The sequence below is a fragment of the Paenarthrobacter sp. 2TAF44 genome (assembly GCF_052114885.1).
Taxonomy (GTDB): Bacteria; Actinomycetota; Actinomycetes; order Actinomycetales; family Micrococcaceae; genus Arthrobacter.
On the sequence record NZ_JBFRFP010000024.1, the window covers coordinates 21,608 to 41,338 of the forward strand.

20 protein-coding genes are annotated in these 19,731 nt (G+C 61.9%); 9 read left to right on the forward strand and 11 right to left on the reverse strand.

The window, feature by feature from the left end; genetic code table 11:
• Positions 1-57: 57 nt before the first annotated feature.
• The 3 genes from purL to purS are packed head-to-tail and all read right to left on the reverse strand — an operon-like array spanning position 58 to position 3,390.
• Positions 58-2,367, reverse strand: a complete 2,310-nt coding sequence (gene purL / locus AB4Z15_RS19880) for a phosphoribosylformylglycinamidine synthase subunit PurL (protein WP_442018644.1) — start codon at positions 2,365-2,367, stop codon at positions 58-60.
• Positions 2,364-3,137, reverse strand: a complete 774-nt coding sequence (gene purQ, locus AB4Z15_RS19885; protein ID WP_442004208.1) for a phosphoribosylformylglycinamidine synthase subunit PurQ — start codon at positions 3,135-3,137, stop codon at positions 2,364-2,366. Before purQ ends, purL begins: the two co-directional genes overlap by 4 nt.
• A gap of 1 nt (position 3,138) precedes the next feature.
• Positions 3,139-3,390, reverse strand: a complete 252-nt coding sequence (gene purS / locus AB4Z15_RS19890; RefSeq protein ID WP_011773385.1) for a phosphoribosylformylglycinamidine synthase subunit PurS — start codon at positions 3,388-3,390, stop codon at positions 3,139-3,141.
• Between the two features lie 256 nt (positions 3,391-3,646).
• On the opposite strand from purS, the gene AB4Z15_RS19895 reads away from it, so the two are divergent.
• Together AB4Z15_RS19895 and AB4Z15_RS19900 are read left to right on the forward strand one after the other, a co-directional pair.
• A complete protein-coding gene (locus AB4Z15_RS19895; RefSeq protein ID WP_442018645.1) occupies positions 3,647-3,832 on the forward strand; it encodes a hypothetical protein in 186 nt (61 codons plus the stop codon).
• Positions 3,833-3,957: 125 nt separating this feature from the next.
• Entirely contained in the window at positions 3,958-4,248 is a 291-nt protein-coding gene (locus AB4Z15_RS19900; RefSeq protein ID WP_442018646.1) for a DUF1540 domain-containing protein, read from the forward strand.
• An 84-nt stretch (positions 4,249-4,332) separates the two neighbouring features.
• On the opposite strand, the gene AB4Z15_RS19905 is transcribed toward AB4Z15_RS19900, so the two are convergent.
• Positions 4,333-5,271 carry a phosphoglycerate dehydrogenase gene (locus tag AB4Z15_RS19905; RefSeq protein WP_442018647.1) on the reverse strand — a complete coding sequence of 313 codons (939 nt, stop codon included), beginning with the start codon at positions 5,269-5,271 and terminating at the stop codon, positions 4,333-4,335.
• 268 nt (positions 5,272-5,539) lie between these two features.
• Between AB4Z15_RS19905 and AB4Z15_RS19910 the strand changes: the two genes are divergently transcribed.
• Entirely contained in the window at positions 5,540-8,710 is a 3,171-nt protein-coding gene (locus AB4Z15_RS19910; protein WP_442018648.1) for a S8 family serine peptidase, read from the forward strand.
• Positions 8,711-8,781: 71 nt separating this feature from the next.
• On the opposite strand, the gene AB4Z15_RS19915 is transcribed toward AB4Z15_RS19910, so the two are convergent.
• The 4 genes from AB4Z15_RS19915 to AB4Z15_RS19930 all read right to left on the reverse strand — a co-directional run bounded on the left by AB4Z15_RS19915 (position 8,782) and on the right by AB4Z15_RS19930 (position 11,044).
• Positions 8,782-9,171: a serine protease inhibitor gene (locus AB4Z15_RS19915; protein WP_442018649.1), complete on the reverse strand. Its 390-nt coding sequence runs from the start codon at positions 9,169-9,171 to the stop codon at positions 8,782-8,784.
• Positions 9,172-9,251: 80 nt separating this feature from the next.
• Complete coding sequence (locus AB4Z15_RS19920; RefSeq protein WP_442018685.1) at positions 9,252-10,118, reverse strand: 3-methyladenine DNA glycosylase; 867 nt, start codon at positions 10,116-10,118, stop codon at positions 9,252-9,254.
• 34 nt (positions 10,119-10,152) lie between these two features.
• Positions 10,153-10,755: an SSI family serine proteinase inhibitor gene (locus tag AB4Z15_RS19925; protein ID WP_442018650.1), complete on the reverse strand. Its 603-nt coding sequence runs from the start codon at positions 10,753-10,755 to the stop codon at positions 10,153-10,155.
• Between the two features lie 22 nt (positions 10,756-10,777).
• On the reverse strand, positions 10,778-11,044 hold the full coding sequence (locus tag AB4Z15_RS19930) for a helix-turn-helix domain-containing protein (protein ID WP_223947860.1): 267 nt from the start codon (positions 11,042-11,044) through the stop codon (positions 10,778-10,780).
• Between the two features lie 65 nt (positions 11,045-11,109).
• Between AB4Z15_RS19930 and map the strand changes: the two genes are divergently transcribed.
• A complete protein-coding gene (map, locus tag AB4Z15_RS19935) occupies positions 11,110-11,880 on the forward strand; it encodes a type I methionyl aminopeptidase (protein WP_442018651.1) in 771 nt (256 codons plus the stop codon).
• 55 nt (positions 11,881-11,935) lie between these two features.
• Here map and AB4Z15_RS19940 read toward each other — a convergent pair whose 3' ends face one another.
• Positions 11,936-12,424: a MarR family winged helix-turn-helix transcriptional regulator gene (locus AB4Z15_RS19940; protein WP_442018652.1), complete on the reverse strand. Its 489-nt coding sequence runs from the start codon at positions 12,422-12,424 to the stop codon at positions 11,936-11,938.
• A 47-nt stretch (positions 12,425-12,471) separates the two neighbouring features.
• On the opposite strand from AB4Z15_RS19940, the gene AB4Z15_RS19945 reads away from it, so the two are divergent.
• Positions 12,472-12,735: a hypothetical protein gene (locus AB4Z15_RS19945; protein ID WP_442018653.1), complete on the forward strand. Its 264-nt coding sequence runs from the start codon at positions 12,472-12,474 to the stop codon at positions 12,733-12,735.
• On the opposite strand, the gene AB4Z15_RS19950 is transcribed toward AB4Z15_RS19945, so the two are convergent.
• Both AB4Z15_RS19950 and AB4Z15_RS19955 read right to left on the reverse strand, forming a co-directional pair.
• Entirely contained in the window at positions 12,732-13,763 is a 1,032-nt protein-coding gene (locus tag AB4Z15_RS19950; RefSeq protein WP_442018654.1) for an NAD(P)-dependent oxidoreductase, read from the reverse strand. The two genes, AB4Z15_RS19945 and AB4Z15_RS19950, sit on opposite strands and share 4 nt — an antisense overlap.
• The gene (locus AB4Z15_RS19955; RefSeq protein WP_442018655.1) at positions 13,763-14,731 is read right to left on the reverse strand and encodes a cyclase family protein; all 969 of its coding nucleotides are present in this window, start codon (positions 14,729-14,731) and stop codon (positions 13,763-13,765) included. The genes AB4Z15_RS19950 and AB4Z15_RS19955 overlap by 1 nt, the downstream gene beginning before the upstream one ends.
• A gap of 170 nt (positions 14,732-14,901) precedes the next feature.
• On the opposite strand from AB4Z15_RS19955, the gene AB4Z15_RS19960 reads away from it, so the two are divergent.
• The 4 genes from AB4Z15_RS19960 to AB4Z15_RS19975 all read left to right on the forward strand — a co-directional run bounded on the left by AB4Z15_RS19960 (position 14,902) and on the right by AB4Z15_RS19975 (position 19,691).
• Complete coding sequence (locus AB4Z15_RS19960) at positions 14,902-15,690, forward strand: IclR family transcriptional regulator (protein WP_442018656.1); 789 nt, start codon at positions 14,902-14,904, stop codon at positions 15,688-15,690.
• A gap of 173 nt (positions 15,691-15,863) precedes the next feature.
• Positions 15,864-17,369 carry a sugar ABC transporter ATP-binding protein gene (locus tag AB4Z15_RS19965; protein WP_442018657.1) on the forward strand — a complete coding sequence of 502 codons (1,506 nt, stop codon included), beginning with the start codon at positions 15,864-15,866 and terminating at the stop codon, positions 17,367-17,369.
• Positions 17,370-17,377: 8 nt separating this feature from the next.
• On the forward strand, positions 17,378-18,475 hold the full coding sequence (locus AB4Z15_RS19970; RefSeq protein WP_442018658.1) for an ABC transporter permease: 1,098 nt from the start codon (positions 17,378-17,380) through the stop codon (positions 18,473-18,475).
• 73 nt (positions 18,476-18,548) lie between these two features.
• The gene (locus tag AB4Z15_RS19975) at positions 18,549-19,691 is read left to right on the forward strand and encodes a substrate-binding domain-containing protein (RefSeq protein WP_442018659.1); all 1,143 of its coding nucleotides are present in this window, start codon (positions 18,549-18,551) and stop codon (positions 19,689-19,691) included.
• The last annotated feature ends 40 nt before the right edge of the window (positions 19,692-19,731 follow it).

Consider the following 19,731-nt stretch of genomic DNA (forward strand, 5'->3'; position numbering starts at 1 on the left):
ATCCCGAGGGGATTTATGGGCTGTATGTGACCCCGCGTTGCTTTAAGCGGGGGAGGCTTAGCCGAAGTACTTCGGCAGGGTGGCCTCGTGTGCTTCGCGGAGTGCGTCCAGGGACAGTTCGTCCACGCCGTTGATCTCCAGCTTCGCACTGGCAGCATCAACAACGCCGATCCGGAGGTGGGCGAAGCCGCGGGCGGTGCACATGTCCTTGAAACGGACTTCTTCGGAGCGCGGCACCGAGACGATTGCCCGGGCCTGGGACTCGGAGAACAGTGCTGTGAACAGGTCCACGCCGTCGCGCTCCATGAGTTCCTCAAGGGCGATGCGGGCACCGACGCCGTAGCGCAGTGACGACTCAACCAATGCAGCTGCAAGGCCGCCTTCGGAGAGGTCGTGTGCTGCGTCAACCATGCCGTCACGGGAAGCGTTGATCAGGATTTCGCCCAATGCACGCTCGGCTGCGAGGTCAACCTTCGGCGGCAGGCCACCGAGGTGTCCGCGCAGGTTGGACCATTCCGAACCGTCCAGTTCTGCTGCGGTGGTGCCCAGCAGGTAGATGGCCTGGCCGTCCTCGCGCCAGCCCGACGGCGTGCGGCGGGCGACGTCGTCGAGCTTGCCCAGGACTGCCACCACAGGGGAGGGGTGGATCGGCGTGGTGCCGGTCTGGTTGTACAGGGAGACGTTGCCGCCCGTGACCGGGATGCCGAGTTCCATGCAAGCATCCGACAGGCCACGAATGGCTTCGGCCAGCTGCCACATGACGTCCGGGTCCTCGGGGGAACCGAAGTTCAGGCAGTCGCTGACGGCCATCGGAACAGCACCAGAGGTGGCCACATTGCGGTAGGCCTCGGCCAACGCGAGCTGTGCACCCTGGTACGGCTCGAGGTAGGTGTAACGGCCGTTGGCATCGGTAGCCAGGGCAACGCCCAGGCCGGTTTCCTCGTCAACGCGGACCACACCGGAGTCGTCCGGGAAGGCCATGGCCGTGTTGCCACCAACGTAGCGGTCGTACTGGTTGGTGATCCAGTCCTTGCTGCACATGTTCGGCGAAGCGACCAGTTCAGTAACGGCTGCGGCCAGTTCCGACGGAGCGGAAGGACGGTCGGCATCCTCAACGGAACCGGTGAAGGAGTTCGCCTGGACCGAGTCCTGCCATTCCGGGCGTGCAAACGGGCGGTCGTAGACCGGGCCGTCGTGCGCAACGGTGCGGGGATCGACGTCGACGATTACCTCGCCTTCCCAGGTGATGATGAGGCGACCGGTATCGGTGACTTCACCCAACCAGGAGTACTCCACGGCCCACTTGTCCATCACAGCTTCGAATGCTGCGATGTTCTCCGGGGTGACCACAGCCATCATGCGTTCCTGAGACTCGGACATGAGGATCTCGCCCGGGGTCAGCGTGGGGTCGCGCAGCAGAACAGAGGTCAGCTCGACCTCCATGCCGCCGTCGCCGTTGGAGGCGAGCTCGGACGTGGCGCAGGAAATACCAGCAGCGCCGAGGTCCTGGATACCTTCAACCAGCGAGCCCTTGAAGAGCTCGAGGCAGCACTCGATGAGGACCTTCTCAGCGAAGGGGTCTCCCACCTGGACGGCGGGGCGCTTGGAGGGCTTGGTGTCGTCGAAGGACTCCGAGGCCAGCACCGAAGCGCCGCCAATGCCGTCGCCACCGGTACGCGCACCGAACAGGACAACCTTGTTGCCCTTGCCGGATGCGTTGGCCAGGCGGATGTCCTCGTGGCGCATGACGCCTACGGCCAGTGCGTTCACCAGTGGGTTGCCCTGGTAAACGGAGTCGAAGACCATTTCGCCGCCGATGTTCGGCAGGCCGAGGCAGTTGCCGTATCCACCGATTCCGGCCACGGCACCGTGCATGACGCGGGCGGTGTCCGGGTGGTCGATCGCGCCGAAGCGCAGCGGGTCCATGACGGCAACCGGGCGCGCGCCCATGGAGATGATGTCGCGGACGATGCCGCCGATGCCGGTAGCGGCACCCTGGTAAGGCTCAACGAACGACGGCGAGTTGTGGGACTCGATCTTGAACGTCACGGCCCAGCCGTCGCCAAGGTTGGTGACGCCGGCGTTCTCGCCGATGCCCACCAGCATGTCCTTCTTCATTTCCTCGGTGACCTTCTCGCCGAACTGGCGGAGGTGGTTTTTGGAGGACTTGTAGGAGCAGTGCTCGCTCCACATGACGGAGTACATGGCCAGCTCGGCGCCGGTGGGACGGCGGCCAAGGACCTTGACGATTTCGTCGAACTCGTTCTGCTTCAGGCCCAGCTCGGCCCACGGGAGTTCCGTGTCCGGGGTCTTGGCAGCGTGCTCAACAGTATCGATGTTGAACTTCTTAGTGGTTTCCGTGGTCACTTGTCGCCTCCCACAATCTTGTTCAAAACGGAGGTGAAGAAACCGAGGCCGTCGGTGTCGGAGCCGCCGATTCCATCGAGGGATTCAGGTCCGAAACCGACCTCAACCGCGTGCTCGGGGTGGGGCATGAGGCCCACAACGTTGCCAGCCGCATTGGAGATGCCGGCGATGTCGCGGCGGGAGCCGTTCGGGTTGAAGCCCACGTAGCGGAACACCACGCGGCCCTCAGCCTCAAGGGCGTCCAGGGTTTTCTCGTCAGCGATGTACTGGCCGTCCTGGTTCTTCAGCGGCACAGTGATTTCCTGGCCGTTCTGGTAGTCCAAGGTCCAGGCAGTGTTGGCGTTTTCCACGCGCAGGACCTGGTCCCGGCAGATGAACTTCAGGTGGTCGTTCTTGATCATGGAACCGGGCAGCAGGTGCGACTCGGTCAGGATCTGGAAGCCATTGCAAATACCCAGGACGGGTAGCTTTGCCTCGGAGTTGGCAGCATCGATGATCTTGGTCATCAGCGGCGCAAAGCGCGAAATGGCGCCGGCGCGCAGGTAGTCACCGTAGGAGAAACCACCGGGGATGATGACCGCGTCTACATCGCCCAGTTCGGTGTCTGCATGCCAGAGCGGAACCGCTGTGGCGCCTGCAAGCCGCACCGCTCGGGCGGCGTCGCGGTCGTCAAGGGTGCCGGGGAAGGTGACGACGCCGATCTTGGCACCGGCCAAGCGGGGCTCAGCGGCGACGGCCACGGCCTCGCCAATCAGGGGGATCGATGTCATATCAGGCCTCGACGACCTCGACGTTGACAACATCCTCGATCACCGGGTTCGACAGGAGGGTCTCAGCGGCCTCACGGGCCTGGGCCAGGATAGCGTCGGTCACCTCGCCGTCAACCGTCAGTTCGAAACGCTTGCCCTGACGGACTGCGCTGAAGCTGTTGAAGCCGAGGCGGGGCAATGCACCCACGATGGCTTTCCCCTGGGGGTCCAGAATCTCGGGCTTGGGCATGACGTCAACGACGATCCGGGGCATCCGGTAACTCCTGTGCGTGAGTTGGGTGAACCTTAAATAAGGCTGCCGCGGAGGTTGCCGTCTCACGCCGTTCAACTGGGTTTCTACAGCGTGGGGGCGCTCCGCGAGCTTGCACACCTATCTTACCGGGACCGGAGCGCATACCCTATTCAGCCGGATTCCGCGAGGACCCCCCGCCGATCCCCACCAAATTCGGGGTAATGAAAGCCCGACGGCGGCACTCGCCGGGCGTGGCGCCCGTCACTAGGATTGTGGCATGGCGGAGAAACCGAGGTCGATGGTGCTGGGCGTCGTAGCCGCAGCTGTTTTTGCTGGTCTGGGACGAATGGTCATCCAGAAAATCAAGGCTGACAGGGTGGCAAGGGAGCATCACGTGACAGCCCCGTTGGATAAGGAAACGCGCGCGAAGATCAGTGATGCCCTCCGGACTCCGGGCAAATAGCTGCCTATTAGCGTACGTACAAATGCGCTATTCCTTCGGGTTAAATCCGGCTGTGGCGGCGTAGTTTAGGGACTACGCGCGGGGTCCAGGCCCTGCGTTAAGTCTGGATCCAACCAGGAGGAACAATGACCGAACACATTGCCGAAGTATCCGCCTGTAGCGTCGGCAGCTGCGGCTTCAACCACGACGGATGCACTGCTTTTGGAATCACTATTGGTGGAACCCAGGACCACGCGTCCTGCGCCACGTTCATCGACACCAACGCCATGGGTGGCCTCCCCAAGGTCCTTGCCCACGTCGGTGCTTGCCAACGGTCCGAATGCGTTCACAACAACAACCTCATGTGCGAGGCCCACGACGTCAAGGTCGGCCCTGGCCGCGAGGCTGCGGACTGCTTGACGTACGAGCACGCCTGACTTTTGTCTTTCACGAAAGTGGGTCCGTCCTTCCGGACGGGCCCACTTTTTGTCATTTTCCGGCTCGCGCCGCTTGGCTTCGAGCTAGCCGGAAACCTGGTTGGTCAATGCCCGGCCGTCCCGGAGTGCTGAAAGGTTGGCAAGGACGAGCTTGGCTGAACCCTTGGGGCGATTGCCCGCCACGTGCGGGGTGATGATGACATTTGGTGCCGACCAGAGTTTGGAGTCTGCCGGCAGGGGCTCTTCCTTGGTGACATCCAAGGCTGCGGCGCGCAGGCGACCCTCGTCCAAGGCGGCAACCAAGGCGTCTTCATCAACGGTTGCCCCACGGCCAACGTTGACGAAAATTGCGGTCTCTGGAAGCGCACGCAAGAGCTCGTCATTAAGGGCGTCAGTGGTCTCGGGGGTGGCGGGCAGTATCGAAATCAGCACATCCGTGGTTCGCAGTACTTCGGGAAGTTCCTCGGCCGCAGCGACAGGAAAGCCATAGCGCTCCCCACGTGAGCTGGCTACGCCGGTGACACTTGCGCCCAGTGCGGCGAGCATGGGAGCGAGTCGTCCCGCAATGGAACCGAACCCCCAAATGGTGACGTTCGCGCCGTCGAGCGTGTAGAGCTGTTCGGTTTCCACGCTGGCCTGAGCTGCGTTGTAGGCGTGGTCCCATGTCTTGGACTTTTGGGCTTCGAACAGAAGGTCCAGCCTCCGCACGGCGGCGAGCGTGAGAGCCAAGGCGTGCTCGGCCACTGGACCGTCGTGAAGTGAGCGACCAGAGGCGATGGCCACATTGGCCGCAAATCCCGCTGCCAGCACCGAATCCGGTCCGGCTGCCAGGGTCTGTACCAGTTTGAGCTGGCTCATCTTTCGGGCGGCATCGGCCAGATTCTCTGAGGTGTTCTGCCAGACCACCAGGACTTGCGCATCAACGTGCTCGTCAGGAACGGGCTGATCCGCCTGGTAAACGAACACGTCCTCACCTGACTCGGAGAGGTCCAGGGTGATGGTGTGGGGGACGAGGATTTTCACTGCAACTCCATCGTTGAAAGGTTTAGCGCTGTGTAAAAGAAAATATCCCGTGCTCCGCTTGTTTCGCCGTCATGTGACGCGAATTTGGTGTGGAGACAAGACAAATTCACTGAAATGTGCTGTATGTCATATTTTGCTCTCAGTCTGTACTCTGTGACTCGACTGGTTGCGCATTTTTGACAAGAACTGTCACGAACGCAGCCATTCACATGTTGACAGGCCTTGGCGATGGAGCCCGGGCCTCACTCAGTGAAAGGTGCTATCACTCGTGAAATCACAAGGAAAGAGCTTCGTCAGAAGCGGGGGGCTTCGAAAGGCAGCGGCTCTGGCCGTAGGCTTGCCGTTGCTGCTCTCTTCCGTGGCGATACCGGCCCAGGCAGCTCCCTCGCCGGAGACCGTGGCCGGAAATCAGGCGGGCGTGGCCAAGAAGAACCTTGACCCCAGCGCCTACAAGGACGGCCGCTACATGGTTGTCCTGGCAGAAAAGCCTACGGCCACCTACGACGGCGGTACGTCGGGACTTGCGCCCACCAAGCCGGAAGAGGGCAAGAAGCTCGACTCCGGCAGCGCCGAAGTAAAGAAATACCAGGAACACCTGCAACGGTCGCAGCAGGACGTTGCCCAGCAGGAAAAAGTCACCATTGAACGTGACTTCACCACCGCCATCAACGGCTTCAGTGCCAAGCTGACGGCAGAGCAGGCCATTAACCTTGCCAAGGACCCCAAGGTCCTGATGGTCGCGCCGGACACACAGTATGCACCGGACTACTCCACCACTGATTTCCTGAAACTCACCGGCCCCAACGGCACCTGGGCAACGCAATATGGAGGCCAGGAGAACGCCGGCAAGGGCACCGTGGTTGGTGTCATCGACACCGGATACACACCCTCCAATCCCTTTTTCGCGGGCGAGCCCGTCGGCCCGCTGGTCGGAGACCCGCAGGTAGGCGTCCCTTACCGGACCGCTGACGGCAAGATTGCCATGCTGAAGGCAGACGGCGATACCTTCATCGGCGAATGCCAGCCCGGCACGGACACCGGCGCCAGCTACGACGGCAGCGCCTGCAACTCCAAGGTCCTCAGCACCCACTACTTCGCGGATGGCTTCCTGGGAAGTGTTCCCCCGGAAAACCGTGCCCCTCAGGAAGTCATCTCGCCCGTTGACGTGGACAGCCACGGCACCCACACCGCAAGCACTGCCGCGGGCAACGGCAACGTCGACGGCGTAGTGGACGGACGCAGCTTCGGCATCACCAGCGGTATCGCTCCTGCTGCCAAGCTCTCCATCTACAAGGTCTGCTGGGAAGACACAGATCCCACGACGGGCGGCTGTTACGGCTCCGCTTCGGTGGACGCCATTGAACAGGCCATCCTGGACGGCGTGGATGTGCTGAACTACTCCATCTCCGGTTCCACCACATCCACTACCGATCCCGTATCACTGGCTTTCCTTTCCGCTGCATCGGCCGGGATCTTCGTAGCAACCTCCGCCGGAAACTCCGGACCAACCGCCAGCACAGTGAACCACGGAGCGCCCTGGTTGACCACTGTGGCTGCGACCTCTTTCTCGCAGGAATTGCAGGGGACCGTTGAATTCTCCGATGGCAGCAAATTCCGCGGAGCGAGCATCATGAACCACGAGGTGAGCGGGGCCGGCGTCGTGCTTTCCACCAACGCTGCAAGCGGTGAAGGCAACGCAGCGCTGTGTGCTCCCGGCTCGCTGGATCCGGCCAAGGTTTCCGGCAAGGTTGTTGTCTGTGACCGTGGCGTGGTTGACCGCACCGCGAAGAGCGCGGAGGTCCTTCGAGGCGGTGGCGTCGGAATGATCCTGGTAAACCTGACGGAATCATCGCTGGACACGGACAAGCATGCTGTTCCCACTGTCCACGTGAACCCTCCTGCCACGCAGGCCATCAAGGACAAGGTGACGGCCAACCCCACCATCACGGTGTCCCTGGTGAACCACGACACCACGGGCCTGCCCGCCGAGGCGCAGCCGCAGATCGCCGGCTTCTCTTCCCGCGGGCCGTTGCTGGCAACGGATTCAGACCTGCTCAAGCCTGACGTATCAGCACCCGGCGTCGCTATCCTGGCAGGCGTTTCGCCCATCGGAACCGGTGGTGACAACTTTGGTTTCCTGTCCGGAACGTCCATGGCTTCCCCTCACGTGGCCGGTTTCGGCGCCTTGATCCTGGCCAAGAATCCGAAGTGGTCCCCGGCAACCGTGAAGTCGGCCATGATGACCACTGCCGGTCCGGTGAAATTGGCCAACGGGGCGGTCAACAAGGATGTCTTCGCCACCGGCGCAGGACAGGTTGATCCCGCAAAGGTCCTCAGCCCCGGCTTGGTCTACGACGCCACCACGGAGGACTACCTCAAATTTGTTCAGGGTACCGGGATGGACCTCGGCATCGAGGGACTGGGCACAACGCAGCCGCGGGACATGAACGTCCCCTCGTTTGCGCTGGGCAACCTGGCCGGCAAGATCGAGGTCACGCGGACAGTTACCGCGTTGACGCCGGGTCTGTATCGCGCCTCCGTCAACGTTCCCGGCGTCAACGTCAAGGTCACCCCGTCCGTTCTGAACTTTGGCGCTGCGGGTGAGAAGAAGACGTTCAAGGTGCAGTTCGAAAACAATAATGCAGCCTTGGGTAAGTTCGCCATGGGATCACTGAGCTGGCAGGGCGCAAACAAGACCGTCACCTCTCCCATCGCCGTCCGTCCGCAGTCTGTTATTGCTGATAAGGCCATGGCCTTCACGGGAACTGGCCCCAACGGCTCAGCAGCCATCAACATCGTCTCCGGCACCAACGCACCGGTGGGAGTCACGGTTGATGGCCTGTCCAAGGCGGATTCTTCAGAAGTTGAACTGGTCCCGGGTCCCTTTACCGGTGAGACCGACGCCTCGAACTTCGTCAAGAAGGTGACGGTGGGGGAGAACAGCGCCTTGGCCAAGTTCTCGGTCATATCCTCCGACGAAGCCGCGGACTTCGACATGCTCGTCCTGACTCCCACCGGGCAGCAGCTCCCGTCCGCGACGGCCTCGGCCAGCGAATCCGTCACGGTGCCCAATCCCGAGCCGGGCGACTACTACGTTTTCGCCAACCTTTACGCGAGCCCCAACAACCAGCCCACCAAGGCAACAGTTGATGCAGCGGTCCTGGGGGCCAACGAGGGCAACGCCGCCGTGACGCCCAACCCGATCCGCCTCGCCAACGGCAAGGCCGGGACCATCTCGCTGAACTGGACCAACCTGACGCCAGGCTCCTACATCGGACGCCTGACATTCGAGGGCACCAGCGAACCCAGCTTCGTCACGGTAGTGGTGACTGCTGGCGGCGCCGCGGTTGTTCCGGACAACGAAAACCCGAAGAAGGGCGCAACCAAGCAGAACAAGATCCGAGGAGACGAGCCAACGGAAAGCAACAACGCAAGCTAGCTCGTTCGCGAAATTTGTACAGCTGACGCCCTGAGGAGGCTCTCTCCTGAGGGCGTCAGCTGCACCCGGACTCAGATGGCGCCGATGGATCCTCCCGCGCCGCCCAGGAGTGGTGCCATGGCACGCCAGCGTGCGATCTCGCAGCCATCTGTACGGCTGAGCTTGCTATGGACCTTCCGCCCACGGAACCAACCCGTCACAAGGGCCACCTGCGGGCCCCCGTACTGTTGCGTGCAGATCCGGTCCGGACGCGGAACCGGGAAGAATACTTCCTCGCCAAACTGCTCGACGGCGGCAAGGGCCGCGGTCGCGTCCGGAAGGTTCGAGTCGATCGAATCCGGCTCCGGAGACAGAATGCCCTTTGCGGACCGCAGGTAGAACTCAGTGGGCGCGGCGCCAGGTGCCTCTGTCAGCGTGACGGTGAGGTCGACGTCGTACTCGCTGTTGTCGGGAGAAGCCATGGTTACCTTTCGCTGATGGCGGCGGGTGCTCGCGGCGGCGGATGCTTATGTCAGGAGTCCCGGGGGACGATCAGACTCCTTTAAAGAAGCGGTTCGATTGCCTGAAGCACGCGGGTCCGCAGCGCCTGGGATTCGGCCGCAAAAGCCCGCTGGTACTCAACGTACTCGGCCTTGCCCTGCGGTGTCTCGATCCTGATGGGCGGGTAGCCCCATTCTTCGAGGTCGTAAGGGGAAGCCTGCATGTCCATGGTCCGGATCCGCCACGACAGTTCGAAGCAGTCCATCACCAACTCGCTGGGCAGCGCCGGAGTCAGTTTGTATGCCCACTTGTACAGGTCCATGTTGGCGTGCAGGCAACCCGGTTGTTCCATGGTGCGCTGGTTCTCACGGGTGGGCGTGAGCTCGTTCAGCGGTACGGCGTCCGGCGTGTAGAAGCGGAAGGCATCGAAGTGGGAACAGCGGATACGGTTCTGCTCCACCACGGTGTCAGTCCCGTCCCCGCCAAGCCGCAGTTTCAAGTACTCATGCCGCAATTCGAATTTCTCCTGCCGGTACACCATGGCCCACTCGTGGAGGCCGAAGCAGCCGAACTGGGCCGGGCGCTTCGCCGTGCCGTTGAGGAGGATGCCGGCGAAACTGACGGCTTCGGCGCGTTGGGCCATGAAACTGTCGCGATCAAAGATGACGGCGGGCGTACCTGGCAGCAGTCCGACGGCGGCGAGGTCGCCGTCGTCGAGCATGCGGTAGAACTTCCAGTTGGCGCGCTCAAGGGCACGCCCGCCACTTAGCACCACGCCATCGCCGGGATGCCAGCGCAGCAATTGGCCAGGCTTCTGGGTGTAGTAGGTGAAGAGGAAGTCCTCCACGGGATGTTTCTTTCCTGCCGAGCGGCGGGCCAAATAGGGGTCGGCGTACCGGGCGACGCGTGCATGATGGGCGGCCTCCATCCCGAGCCATTGCTCTTGGGGGAGGTGCTGCGGCCTAAGCTGCTCCACCACTGGAACCGATGATGGCGCTGGCCGCGTCCCACAAGGCAATTTGGCAACCGTCGGTGCGGCTGAAGGAAGCGGAAACTTCCATGCCGTCAACGGCGCCGGTTACCTTGGCTGTTTGCGGACCGCCAAACTGTTGGGTGCACGCTTGGTCGCTCTTGATGGGCGCCGGGCTTAGCAGCGAAGGATTGTTCTTCAGTGCCGTGCAGGCCGCGTTCGCGGTGGGGTGTTTGCTTTCATCTGCCGGGGCGCCGTTAATGCAGACCAGCGTGTAGTTCTGCGGTGCTGCGCTGGCGGACTCCAGAACCGTGATGGAGAGTTCAGCGTTTCCCTGTCCTGGCGTGGGCTTTGCTCCCGGGAGGCTGGGGTCCGGTGCTGTGTCTTCCGGGCCGAGGGTTGTGGGCACCTGGGTGGGCGTTGGCTTGGATGGCGTGGGGCTGTCACTTGGACTGACGGACGACGCCGGCGCTGAGGCAGCGCTGCTTGACCCACCCGGGGCGGGGGTGCCCGAGCAGCCGGCCAGGCCAGCGAGGGCCAGGACGGCTATGAGGGGCCGGACTCCTATGAGGGGCCGGACGAGGCGCGAGCGCATGGAATCTCCTTGGGCTGCCATTTTATGCCGGTGCGGCAATGCTTTCGGGCTGGCTGATCCCTGCCCAGACCTCATCGAGGGACAGCCCGAGGACATCGGCTATCGCCGCGATGGTCTGGAATGCCGGGGTTGCCACACGTCCGGACTCAATCTTGCGGAGTGTCTCCGGTGAAACCTGGGCCTCGAGTGCGATCTCCAGCATGGAGCGCCCTCCGCGGGCGCGTCGCAACATGGCGCCGAGACGCTGTCCGCGCTCGACCTCTTCAGCTGTGAGTGGCAATCTGACCATGGCTCCAATTCTAATACCGGGATAATATGGCCGGGATAGTTATTGGTTGAATGGGAAGGCGCCGCATGATCGAGATTCTGAACCGCACCGAACTGCACCGGGCAAAGGAGGCTGGTGCCCTGGTTGCCGACATCCTTCAGGCAATGAAAGGCCGCAGCGCGGTGGGCGTTAACCTCCTGGAGATCGATCAGTGGGCCAAGGCCATGATCGCTGATGCCGGGGCCCAATCCTGCTACGTCGATTATTCGCCCTCCTTTGGGCGCGGTCCCTTTGGGCACTACGTCTGCACGTCCGTCAACGACGCGGTACTCCATGGACTGCCTCACGACTACACGCTTGCTGACGGCGACCTGGTGTCCTTGGACCTCGCAGTTTCCAAGAACGGGGTCGCGGCAGACTCTGCCATCAGCTTCATAGTGGGCGATTCAAAGCCCTCGGACAGCCTGGCAATGATCGACGCAACCGAGCGGGCCTTGAGCGCAGGGATAGCCGTGGCCGGACCCGGCGCCCGCATCGGCGATATCTCCCACGCCATCGGCTCGGTCCTCAGTGAAGCTGGCTATCCAATCAATACCCAGTTCGGCGGTCACGGCATCGGATCGACGATGCACCAGGATCCGCACATCGCCAACACCGGACGGCCGGGCCGTGGATACAAATTGCGCCCGGGACTGTTGCTGGCGCTGGAGCCTTGGGTTATGGCGGACACCGCCGAGCTCGTCACCGATGACGACGGGTGGACGCTGAGAAGCGCGACGGGTTGCCGTACCGCACACAGTGAGCACACGATCGCCATCACCGACGACGGGGCTGAGATTCTCACTCTGGTGCGATGAGCGTTGGCGCTCAGTGGCCGTTGCGTTCGGTTGTCGTCGGCTTGGTGGCCGTCCGCTAGTTTTCCGTCCGCTGGGTTGCTGCGATGAGGCCGGTCATAGCCTGGTGAAGTTCGGCTACTTCCTCGCGACTGAGCTGCAGGCGCTCCCGGATCGCACCAGGAACCGCCGTCGCCTGATCCCGAAGCGCGGCTCCCTTTTCCGTCAGCTTGACGGCAAGCGCGCGCTCGTTGCCGGGCACGCGCTCGCGGGTGATGAACTGTGCTTCCTCAAGTCGGCGCAGGAGTGGGGACAGGGTGGCGGGCTCGTGGAGGAGGCTGTCACTAATGTCCTTAAGTGTCCTGGGGCTCCGCTCCCAGAGTGCGAGCATCACAAGGTACTGCGGGTGGGTTAACCCGAGCTGTTCGAGGATGGGCTTGTAGATACCCACGACGCTCCTCGAGGCAACGGTCAGCGCGAAGCACAGCTGGCGTTCCAAAAGGAGGTCGTCAGTTTCGCTGGTCTGGCTTGTTTCAATGGTTTGGGTTGTCTCGCTGGTCTGGGTCATGGCTGCCTTCCCATCCAATTAGTTAGTGCACTAATTGTTAGCGTACTATGAACTTGTTGAACCGTCTAAAAGAGGAGTCGATCGGCGTGGCAAAGGAATCCTTTACCCAGAAGTTCATGCGCGCTACGGGAAAGCTGAGGGTCATCTTCGGCCCCGCACACAGCAGCTCCATTGATCACGAAATGACGGAGGACAACCGCAGGCTCCTGGCCCAACGCGAAGCGGAGACCCAGCAATGGGAAACCCTTCGTCGCCCCGATGGCAGCACGTATGTGGTGCCCCGTAATCCGGACGATAAGTCGCTGCGTTAGAGGCCGCTCGCTGCAAGGAGGGTGAGCCTGTCGGTAAACGCTGACGATTCGAGAACGTCCCGGTTGATCACGAAGTCCGGGACTCGGCCTGCGGCGACGTTGACGATGGCGCGGACGCAACTGCTGCCGTTTCCGAGGGACATCTCGTCCGTCCAAGAAAGGCAATGCGGCGAGAGCGTTACGTTTTCCATTCCCAGTAGTTCGTTGGCCACCGGCTCGTGTTCAAAGACGTCCAGCCCCGCGCCGGCGATAACTCCCTGTGAAAGTGCATGAATAAGGTCCTGTTCGTTGATGATGGGTCCGCGTGCCATGTTGATGACAACAGCGGTTGGCTTCATCTTCTCCAGGATGGTTGCGTTGATGATGTGATGGGTCTGCTCGGTCAGGACTGCCATGACGATCAGGGCGTCGCATCCCGCTGCCACGTCTTCGAGTTGCATCAGCTCCACGCCGAGTTCGCTGGCGCGTTCGGGAGGGCAGAAGGGGTCATGGCCCACGCATCGCACGTTGAACGGTTGGAGCAGGCGGATCAGCTCGCCGCCGGTGTTCCCGACGCCGAGGAAGCCAATGGTTTTTCCGGTCAGGCCGGTTCCCATGAAGCTTTCGCGCAGGTCCCAGGATTCTTCCCTGACCAGGCGGTCCTTCATGACGGTGTTGTGGAAGACCGACAGGAGCATGGATAGGGTGGCCGTTGCCACCGGGCCACGGGCGCCGTCGGGGGTTATGGTCGCGACTGTGCCGGCGCGGCTGCAGGCGGCTAGGTCAACCGCGTCGAATCCCACCCCGAAGCGCGCAAGTATGAGCGGGGGATTCGCGACGCCTTCGAAAGAGGCGGCCGTAACCGCGGGTGCAGCGTAGAGAATTGCGTCATAGCGCTCCAACTGTTCAGGTGTCAGTTCTTCGGCGCTGTCGGCCATGTATTCCCATTCCAGACCGGCCTCGTCAAGGCCGTCCAAGCCGATGTCGCCCCAGACGTTCTTGCCGCTGGGATCCAGGAAGTCGCGGGAGATGCCTACGGTGAATGTCATTAGAAAACCGCCAAAGGGTTAACGGGCGAGCCAGTGCCACGGGGAATGTTGAGTGGGGCGACCATGAACATGAAACGGTAGCGCTCCTCTTCGGCGCATGCCGTTCCGAGTTCTTCAAGGTCAAGATTGTCCAGGAGCGGCAGGCCCATGGCTGTAATCGCAAGGATGTGGATGGGGGAGTGGATCCCAGGTGTCGGTGAAGGGCGAACATCGGAGTCGCCGTCGCCGCCGAGAAGGACGATCCCCCGTTCGGCCAGCAGGGGCATGCAGTCAACGTGAAGCCCCGCACTCAGGTCCGATGAGTCCCAGATCCCTGCTTCGCGGGCGCGCCGGAAGTGACCGGTGCGGACCAGGACGGCGTTGCCCTCCTGAATGCTGATCCCGAGCCGCTCTTCTGCCGCCAGGATGTCCGCTGCATGTATGGCCGTTCCTGGTTCAAGCCAGGGAACGTCGAACAACACGGTAAAGTCCAGCAACACGCAAGGGGCAACAAGGGGGCCGAGGGCGCTGACCGAACCGAAATCCGCGCCCGTGGCCGTGACAACCTCTTTCGAAACCTGTCCGTCGTAGAGCAGGCCTTTGTAGGCGATATGGCTCAGCGCATCGAGGTGGCTGACGGCCTTGCCGTGGTAGTCGACGCCGATGAAGTCCTTATTGCAGGACGGTTCCGGCGCTTCACGCACTCCAAGGTCAGTCATATAGTGCAGCGCGGGGTTCGCATTGGACGGCCCGCTCGTGGTGTTCCACGGCAATGCGGTGGATACGACACGGCCGCTGCGGACCAACGAGGCGGCGTCAATGACTCCCTCAGCAGTTGCCTTCTGCCAAGCACCTGCGGATGGTTCAGCGTAAGTGCCCCAGGTCTTGACCTGCTCGAAGATCTGCTCGAACTGTTTCCCGGTCACTGTGGGGTCCGTGCCGGGCGGGGCTGGGTAGAGTGAGCTTGCCCTGGTGTGTTCAGCGCACACGGTGTACTCCTAGATTTTGGTGTCCCTGTTTCCGGCGTCGAGTGACAATTCGCGCAAAGCCTTGGCGTCAGGTTGAAGAAGCTGGCTCTGTGGGGTCCGGAGGGGTGACACAGCAATAGTAGGCCAATATACTGGTCAGGAGTCAATACCTTGATTGGGGAGGGTGGAAAATGACAACAGAGATCACCACGGCTGGGCAGAGTGCAGTGCCGGCGATCACTCGGGCGATGGCAATTCTTGATCTGATTGCGGCGGCGGGACAGGCGGGCTTGAGCGTGCCCGAAATTGCGAAATCGATGGACCTTGCCAAGTCCTCCACGGCAAACATCTGCGGTGCGCTTGAAGGCGAGGGCATGCTTCGTCGCTCGGACGGACGGTTCATTCTGGGCAGGAGGATCCTTTCCCTGGCCGGCGACTACCTCCGCTCGGCCGATCAGCTCTCGGAGTTTTATGCGTTGTGCCGGCGGTCCCCGTTGATTTCCCGGGAAGCGGCGCGGTTGGCTTTGCTTGACGGTACCGATGTCCTTTATTTGGCCCGTTATGAGGGAACCAATCCCATCAGGCTCACTGCGAACATTGGCGATCGCTTTCCAGCCCATGTAACGGCTACCGGAAAGGCCGTCCTCTCGACTCTTCCTGATGCCGTTGTGGAGGACCGGTACCGGGGAAAGACCTTTGTTCCCTTCACCGCCCGCTCCCTGTCCAGCGTTTCGGAGCTGCTTTCCGACCTTGAGAAATCGCGTCACCGCGGGTACTTCATGGATGACGAGGAGACCAACGTCGGCGTGGTGTGCTTCGCCGTTCCTGTGGTGGACATCCCTGGCGACCCCGCCCAGTTTGCAATCAGCGCCACACTGATCAAAGCCCGCGCTGATGAGCTCGACCACGCGGAAATTGTGCAGGAATTGCAGGTCATTGCCCGTGCTTTGGCCAACCCCCTTAGCGCGCACTCGCTTTAGGGCTCCGTGGGAGTCCTCCCGCTTGCATGTACTGGCAGCTCGTGCAGCTTGGGTGAAAAATCGGTCACGAAATGCTATTGACCAAAGGGTTGGCTATCAGACAAGATGTTGGTCAATAGGTCATTGGTGACCACCCAGAATTTTAGGCAGCACTGGGGCTGCAAGGAGCGACCATGGGACTCAACCCTCCCTCGAAAACGCTGATTCAGATTGACCAATTGTCAAAGCGGTTCGGCGTCAACGCGGCTCTGCAGGATGTAGACCTCACGCTTGAGGCCGGGAGTATCCACGCGCTGCTGGGCCAGAACGGCGCAGGCAAATCGACCATCATCAAGATTCTTTCCGGGCTGTACTCGCCCACCAGCGGACGGATCACCGTCAATGGCCATGCCTTGGGCACACCGGAAGCAGCGGCAAGCATGGCCTTCATCCACCAGGATCTTGGACTCGTTGATTCCATGACCATTGCCGAGAACATAGCGCTGGGTACGGGTTTTGGACGCATGGGAGGGCTTATCTCCTGGCACAAAGTCCGTGAAAGCGCTGCGGAAGCGCTGCAGACGGTGGCTTCGCACCTGGAGCCTGACCGGTACGTCTCTGAATTGTCCAGGGCCGATAAGTCCCTGGTTGCCATCGCCAGGGCCCTGGCGTCGAATGCGTCAGTCATCGTGCTCGACGAACCGACTGCAAGCCTCCCGGCGGCGGATTCCCGCAAGCTCTTTGACGTCCTGGAGAAGCTTCGGAGCAAGGGCCACGGTCTTTTGTATGTCAGCCACCGGCTCGATGAGGTCTTCGCCATTTCCGATACTGTCACGGTGCTGCGTGATGGGAGGCTGATTCACAGCGGCCCCATCTCGCAGAAGACTCCGCGGGAACTCGTCGTCGACATCGTGGGACATAAGCCCGTCAGTTACAGCTCCAAGAGCACGGTCCGGGATAACCCCGAGCGCCTGTCGGTCAGGGACCTGGCCACAGCGCAGAACCGGCCGGTATCCTTTTCGGTCCGTGCCGGGGAAGTGGTGGGCATGGTTGGCCTGACCGGGGCCGGACACATGGAAATCGGACGCGCGCTGGCAGGCGCATACCGTATTGATTCAGGCAGCATCACCTTGGATTCGCAGAGCTATCAGCCACGCACCGCCTCCGAGGCGGTCGCCTCCGGCGTGGGATTCGTGACCAGCAACAGGATGGATGAAGGCTGTGCCCCCGAGCTGACTCTGCGGGAGAATTTCCTCCCGAATCCAGGCGTGCACTCAAAGAATCCGTTCCTTTGGACCAACCCAAAAACAGAACGGCGGCTCGCGGAGGGACTGATTGAACGCTATGGCGTCCGGCCTGCCCTCCCTGAGGTGGCCATCGCGACGCTCTCGGGCGGAAACCAGCAGAAAATCATGATTGGCCGGTGGTTGAGCGCCAACCGAAAACTCCTCATTCTCGAAGAACCTACAGCAGGCGTGGACGTCGGGGCTAAGGCAGACATTTATCAGCTGCTGGAAGAATCCCTGGCCGCAGGCCTGGCAGTCCTGATGATCTCCACTGATTTCGAGGAAGTCGCCAGCGTCTGCCAGCGGGCCCTCGTCTTCGTCCAGGGAACTGTGACCACGGAACTTGCCGGCGCTGACCTGACTATTGCAAACCTCACTGCGGCGGCCTCGGGTGCTGCCCATACTTCGGAGTAGTAATCCTCATGAACCAAACTAAGAACAGCAGCCGGCAGGGCGTCGCCCATCTCTTGGGACCCTACGGCTTGGTGGTCATTCTCGTCCTGCTTTTCGCAGTCTTCGCATTGATCCTGCCCCAGACGTTCCTCTCAGGCCGAAACTTCAATGCCATCCTCAGCAATCAGGCAATCCCCGCGTTGCTGGCCCTCGGCGCCATGATCCCCATCGCGACAGGAAAATTCGACCTGTCCATCGGTTACGGGCTGGGACTCTCTCATGTAATCGTCCTCAAACTCATCGTTGATGGTGGGCTGCCATGGGGCCTTGCAGCGCTCGTAGCGATAGGTGTCATGGCATTGGTAGGCATCGTCAACGGACTGCTGGTGGAATTCGGCCAGATCGACTCGTTCGTGGCTACCCTCGGGACCGGGACGGTGCTTTATGCCATTACCGGTGCCATCACCAATGGCGCCCGCGTGGTGCCCGGTCCTGGTGGCCTGCCGATTTCTTTCAAGGACCTCTACGATTCCAAGATCGCGGGGGTGCCTATCGTCGCCGTCTACCTGCTGGTTGTTGCTGTCCTCTTGTGGATCCTGTTCGAACGCCTTCCACTGGGCCGTTACTTCTACGTCCTGGGATCCAATCCTCGGGCTGCTGCACTGATGGGGATCCCCACTAAGCGATATTCCATCTACGCTTTCACGTTTTCCGCGGTCGTCACCGGCTTCGCGGGCGTGCTGCTCGCTTCGCAGCAGCAGATCGGAAACCCCAGCGTCGGCATGGACTACCTGCTACCGGCTTTCGTAGGAGCCCTCTTGGGAGCTACCGCCATCAAACCCGGCCGGGCCAACGTCATTGGCACTCTCGTCGCGGTGATCACGCTGGCAATCGGACTCGCCGGCATCTCGCAGCTGGGAGCCCAGTTCTGGGTCACCCCGCTCTTCAACGGGGTCACCCTGCTCATTGCTGTCGGCCTGGCCGGGTACTCCGCCAGGCGCAAACTCCGGGCAGGCGCAGTCGCAGCGCCCCCGGCAACTCCCACACCAGGGGATGAAACACCTCCGCCCGCGGGACCTGCGACGTCCGCTGCATTGCCACCGGCCACCGCCCCCAGTTCCCTATAGCACTCCTATCTCTCTTCAGCATTTCGTCATCCCGCTCACCACAACGGAACCCTCCATACTGAAAGGCTCCACCATGAACCCTTCCACCCCCCGCCTGCTGCTCGTCACTGGCACCGTCCTCGCGCTTGGACTCACGGGCTGCACCAGCGGGTCCTCCGAATCAGCGGCCACGGCTGCCGCAACCGGGAACAGCGGGTGTGCCGACGTCGTTACCTCCGCCCAGAAAGCTGTCGACGGCGCCTCCAAGTCCGATGCGCCTTGGGACGGTCCCATGGCGGGCCCCAAGGCGGCTGCGGGCAAAACCATCGTGTATGTGGCCCAGTCCATGACCAACCCCGGCGTTGCCGGCGTGGCCAAAGGACTTCAGGAAGCCACGGCAGCGATCGGCTGGAACGTCAAAGTGATCGATGGACTGGGAACTCCGGCAGGGATTCAAAGCGCCTTCAGCCAGGCCCTGACAACCAAGCCTGACGGCATTGTCATCGGCGGCTTTGACCCTAAGACCACAGCCGCGCAGGTGGCAGAAGCCAACTCTTCCAAGATCCCGCTCGTCGCCTGGCAGGCACTCTCGACCCCTGGCCCAAGCACCGACCCGCTGCTCTTCAGCAACATCACCACCAAGGTCGAAGACGTCGCCAAAATCAGTGCCGACTACGTCATTGCAAAGTCCAACGGCAATGCCGGCGTCGTCATCTTTACAGACTCTTCCATCCCGTTCGCCGAAGGTAAATCCCAGATGATCAAGAAGGAATTGGAGACCTGTTCAGGGGTGAAGGTCCTCGAATACGACAATGTACCGCTCTCCGACGTCAGCGCCCGTATGCCTCAGGAAGTCTCCTCACTGCTCAGCAAGCACAACGAAGCCTGGACCTACTCAGTGGCCATCAACGACGTCTACTACGAGAACGCAGCCGCTGCACTGCGGGCCGGTGGCGTCAAAGCCGGCGGCGCACCCTTCAATGTGGGCGCTGGCGACGGTGATTCATCAGCCCTGCAGCGCATCAAGACAGACGACTACCAGACCGCCACGGTTCCATCGCCCCTGAAATCCGAAGGCTGGCAGCTCGTTGACGAACTCAACCGCGCTTTCGCCGGCGAACCTGCGAGCGGCTACGTCCCGCAGATCCACGTTTCGACCAAGGAAAACACCACGGCAACTGACGCTTGGGACCCCATGGGTTACCAGGATGCCTACCGCAAGATCTGGGGCAAGTAGCCCTCGAGGCTGCGCCATCCAAACCGGCTCTCGACCCAGA

Coding starts and splice junctions, on each gene's coding strand:
- AB4Z15_RS19945 (WP_442018653.1), top strand. CDS start 12,472: ATGAACTTGTTGAACCGTCTAAAAGAGGAGTCGATCGGCGTGGCAAAG.
- AB4Z15_RS19895 (WP_442018645.1), top strand. CDS start 3,647: ATGGCGGAGAAACCGAGGTCGATGGTGCTGGGCGTCGTAGCCGCAGCT.
- AB4Z15_RS19915 (WP_442018649.1), bottom strand. CDS start 9,171: ATGGCTTCTCCCGACAACAGCGAGTACGACGTCGACCTCACCGTCACG.
- AB4Z15_RS19965 (WP_442018657.1), top strand. CDS start 15,864: ATGGGACTCAACCCTCCCTCGAAAACGCTGATTCAGATTGACCAATTG.
- purQ (WP_442004208.1), bottom strand. CDS start 3,137: ATGACATCGATCCCCCTGATTGGCGAGGCCGTGGCCGTCGCCGCTGAG.
- AB4Z15_RS19900 (WP_442018646.1), top strand. CDS start 3,958: ATGACCGAACACATTGCCGAAGTATCCGCCTGTAGCGTCGGCAGCTGC.
- AB4Z15_RS19960 (WP_442018656.1), top strand. CDS start 14,902: ATGACAACAGAGATCACCACGGCTGGGCAGAGTGCAGTGCCGGCGATC.
- purS (WP_011773385.1), bottom strand. CDS start 3,390: ATGCCCCGGATCGTCGTTGACGTCATGCCCAAGCCCGAGATTCTGGAC.
- AB4Z15_RS19925 (WP_442018650.1), bottom strand. CDS start 10,755: ATGCGCTCGCGCCTCGTCCGGCCCCTCATAGGAGTCCGGCCCCTCATA.
- AB4Z15_RS19975 (WP_442018659.1), top strand. CDS start 18,549: ATGAACCCTTCCACCCCCCGCCTGCTGCTCGTCACTGGCACCGTCCTC.
- AB4Z15_RS19950 (WP_442018654.1), bottom strand. CDS start 13,763: ATGACATTCACCGTAGGCATCTCCCGCGACTTCCTGGATCCCAGCGGC.
- AB4Z15_RS19940 (WP_442018652.1), bottom strand. CDS start 12,424: ATGACCCAGACCAGCGAGACAACCCAAACCATTGAAACAAGCCAGACC.
- AB4Z15_RS19920 (WP_442018685.1), bottom strand. CDS start 10,118: ATGGAGGCCGCCCATCATGCACGCGTCGCCCGGTACGCCGACCCCTAT.
- AB4Z15_RS19930 (WP_223947860.1), bottom strand. CDS start 11,044: ATGGTCAGATTGCCACTCACAGCTGAAGAGGTCGAGCGCGGACAGCGT.
- AB4Z15_RS19970 (WP_442018658.1), top strand. CDS start 17,378: ATGAACCAAACTAAGAACAGCAGCCGGCAGGGCGTCGCCCATCTCTTG.
- map (WP_442018651.1), top strand. CDS start 11,110: ATGATCGAGATTCTGAACCGCACCGAACTGCACCGGGCAAAGGAGGCT.